Annotated in this window: 2 protein-coding genes; one reads left to right on the top strand and one right to left on the bottom strand. The window is 71.1% G+C overall.

The features are described 5' to 3' along the window. Window positions 1–860 precede the first annotated feature (860 nt). A complete protein-coding gene (locus ACFCY7_RS40165; RefSeq protein ID WP_376491032.1) occupies window positions 861–1847 on the bottom strand; it encodes a LacI family DNA-binding transcriptional regulator in 987 nt (328 codons plus the stop codon). Window positions 1848–2217: 370 nt separating this feature from the next. Between ACFCY7_RS40165 and ACFCY7_RS40160 the strand changes: the two genes are divergently transcribed. Then, window positions 2218–3654, top strand: a complete 1437-nt coding sequence (locus ACFCY7_RS40160) for an RICIN domain-containing protein (protein WP_376491031.1) — start codon at window positions 2218–2220, stop codon at window positions 3652–3654. The last annotated feature ends 98 nt before the right edge of the window (window positions 3655–3752 follow it).

The raw sequence follows: 3752 nt of genomic DNA, 5'->3' as shown, positions 1-3752 counted from the left end.
GCCCCAGCCCACCCAGGCCTCCTTCCGGAGGCGGAAACGGGCTCGTCGGCGAGGCGGTGGGGCCGCCTGAGCTGACGTCGACAGGAGCGTCATGGTGGTTCCTTGCGTCGGTGACCGACCGGTCGGGAACGGAGCGGTGGAGGCAGAGGCCCGGGCCCGAGGGCCGGAGGAAGTCTGAACCGATGAGGAAATGTTTACGTAATCATCGGTGGCCTGATGGTTGCACCACCCTCAGAGGGGCGTCAAGCACAACAACGTAGCGAACAAGCGGGATCTAAGTGACGAGCAGGGACAGGGCGTCCATTCGGGACGTGGCGATGTCGCCGTTGTGTACAACCCGCCCGTCGCCGTCGGCCAGGACGAGGCAACCCACGCACCTCGGCGGCCGGTTCGCCCCCGGGGCGCACCGCGGCGGCACCGCGCGACGCGGTCGACTCGCGGGGGCAGGCGGAAGGGAGAAGCAGCAGGTGGGAGCCGTAGGGGGCCGTAGAGGCGCGCACGGGGCACCTGGGGCGAGCTCCGCGAGGGCGGAGGCGCCGCCCGCGCCTGAATCCACCAGCGCGCGGGCAGCGCAGGCGGGCCCCGTTGGCCGAAAACCGTCACAGCGCAGGGCAGGCTTGCCCCGTGGCGAAGACCGCCGCAGCGCAGACGTCACCGGAGCCGGGATCCGTCACGGCACAGGCATCCCCCGCACCGGGAACCTCACGGTGCAGGCATCCCCCGCACCGGAAACCACGCAGCGCGGACACCTCCCACGCCGAGAACCTCGCAGCGCAGACATCCCCACGCCGAGAACCACGCAGCGCAGACACCCCCCGGCGACACGTCAGCGCGCGGGCATCCCCCCGCGCCGCGACACGTCAGCGCGCGGGCGGCGGGGCCGTGCTGGCGCGGATCACGAGGGTGGGTTCGACGGCGAGGCGGCGCGGGCCGTTGCTGCGGCGCTCGATCTGCTCGAGGAGGAGGGTCACGCAGTGCCGGCCGACGATGTCGAAGTCCTGGTGGACGGTGGTCAGCGGGGGTTCGAAGAAGGGGGCCTCGGGCACGTCGTCGAAGCCCGCCACGCTGATGTCGCCGGGCACGGACCGGCCGGCCTCGTGCATCGCCCGCAGGACGCCCAGCGCCATCTGGTCGTTCGCGGCGAAGACCGCGGTGGCGTCGGCGACCTGCGCGAGGGTCCGTCCGGCCAGGTAGCCGGACTCCGCGGTCCAGTCCCCGTACAGCACGGGCCGCACGGGGGCGCCGGCCGCGACGAGTGTGCGCTCCCAGGCCTCGGCCCGCCGCCGGGCGGCGAAGGAGTCGTGCGGGCCGCTGACGTGGAAGACGGTCCGGTGGCCGAGTTCGAGGAGGTGGCGGACCACGCTCTGGGCGCCGCGGGCCTGGTCGAAGTCGACGTTCGGGTACGCGTGCCCGGTGTCGCCGTCGGCGACGACCACCGGCATCGTGGGCGGCAGGTGCAGCGACGGCGTGTCGAGCATCTGCGACTCGACCAGCACGATGCCGTCGACGGACTGCAGCATGAGGTGCCGGAAGGCCTGGCGCACGGCGGCTTCGGTCTGGGCGCGGATGCCCATGAAGTTGATCGAGAAGCCTGCCTCGCGCGCCGCGTCGGCGATGGCTCCGAGGGTGCGGGCGTTGCCGTGGGCGCCGACGTCGAAGCTGACCACGCCGATGGCCCCGAACTTGCCGGTGACCAGGGCGCGGGCCGCCGCGTTGGGGCGGTAGCCGAGCTCCTGCATCGCGGCGAGGACCTTGGCGCGGGTGCTCTCGTCGACGTTGTCGTGGTTGTTGGCCACCCGCGAGACCGTCTGCGAGGACACGCCCGCCTTCGCGGCGACCTCGGCCATGGAGGGCCACTTCCGGGGTGGGCGCGAGCGGGGCGTTCTCGTTGCCTTGTCCGCCACTTCGACCGTTCCTTCCCGGAGGGTTCCGAGGGCGCATGCGTGGCACCCCCATCGAGTCATGTTGACGCAAACAGGTACGGCGGTCAAAACCTCGACCGCTTTCGTCCGGGTCCTTGACAGGGTCGGGTGTCGCTCCCAGACTTCCGGCTACATCGTGTTTACGAAAACATTACGTGTTCGCGATGTCCCTGCGGCCTGAACGGCCGGTCCCCCACTCCAGGCGCCCCCCACCCGCTCCGGTCCCCAGAGCGGACCCTGCCGCGCTGTCCGCGCGGCGCGCCCGGTCCGACGCAACACCCCGAGGTATCGCGCCATGCGACTCAAGATCTCCGGGACGGCGGCATTCCTCTGCGCCCTCCTCCTGTCCCTCGTCACCGCCGCCGGCACGGCCCATGCCGCCCCGGTGAGCATCGCCAACGGCACGCAGTTCACCGATCCGGCCGGCAACCCCGTGCACGCCCACGGCGGCGGCGTGATCAAGGTCGGTCAGTACTACTACTGGTTCGGCGAGAACCGGAACACCGACAACACCTTCCGGTACGTCTCCGCCTACCGGTCCACCGACCTGAAGACGTGGGAGTTCCGCAACCACGTCCTCACCGAGGCGACCGACCCCGAGCTCGACTGGGCCAACATCGAGCGCCCCAAGGTCATCTACAACAGCGCCACCCAGCAGTTCGTCATGTGGATGCACAAGGAGAACGGCTCCGACTACGGTGAGGCCCGCGCCGCCGTCGCCGTCTCGTCCACCGTGGACGGCGACTACACCTGGCGCGGCAGCTTCCGGCCCCTGGGCCACATGTCGCGTGACATCACCACGTTCGTCGACACCGACGGCACCGGCTACATGATCTCCGCCGCCAACGAGAACGCCGACCTGCACGTCTACCGGCTCACCGCCGACTACACCGGCATCGACGCGCAGGTGCAGAAGCTGTGGTCGGGCCAGTGGCGCGAGGCGCCCGCCATGTTCAAGCGCAACGGCGTGTACTTCCTCCTGACCTCCGGCGCCACCGGCTGGGCCCCCAACCAGCAGAAGTACGCCACGGCCACCAGCGTCACCGGCTCGTGGACGGACCTCAAGAACGTCGGGGACGGCACGACGTACCGCAGCCAGACCGCGTACGTCCTGCCGGTCCAGGGCACCAGGGGGACCAGCTACCTCTACATGGGCGACCGCTGGGGCAACTCCATGGGCGGCACGGTCAACGACTCCCAGTACGTCTGGCTGCCGCTGACGTTCCCCACCAACACCACCATGACCATGGACTACTCCCCCCAGGTCACGATCGACACCGCCGCGGGCACCGTCACGGGCATGAACGTGCCCTGGGAGACGCTGACCGCCCGCAGCAGCGGCAAGTGCGCCGACGTGGCGAACTTCGACTCGGCGGACGGCACGCCGGTGGTCCAGTGGGGCTGCGGCAGCGGCGTGAACCAGAACTTCTGGATCAAGAAGCTGGGCACCGGATACGTCCAGATCATGGCCCGCCACAGCGGGAAGTGCCTCGGTGTCGCCGGCGCCTCCACCGCGGACGGCGCCCTCGCCGTCCAGGCCACCTGTGACGGCTCGACCTCCCAGCAGTGGAAGGTCCAGACCACCAACGTCTCCGGTTACGTCGCCCTCGTCGCCCGCCACAGCGGCAAGTGCCTCGACGTCGCGAACTGGTCGTCCGCCGACGGCGGCGCCCTCGACCAGTGGACGTGCAACACCGGCGACAACCAGAAGTGGTGGCGCGCGGCGGCCTGACCGCCCCGCCCCACCGTGTGACCGGCGCGGGGGGGGCCCCCGCCCCGTACCCCCCCCCCCCCCCCCCACCCCCCCCCCCCCCCCCCGGGGGGGCCCCC

The sequence above is a fragment of the Streptomyces sp. NPDC056361 genome, assembly GCF_042262805.1.
Taxonomy (GTDB): Bacteria; Actinomycetota; Actinomycetes; order Streptomycetales; family Streptomycetaceae; genus Streptomyces.
Note: the sequence above shows the minus strand (reverse complement) of the source record. Positions and strands in the feature narration are given on the sequence as shown.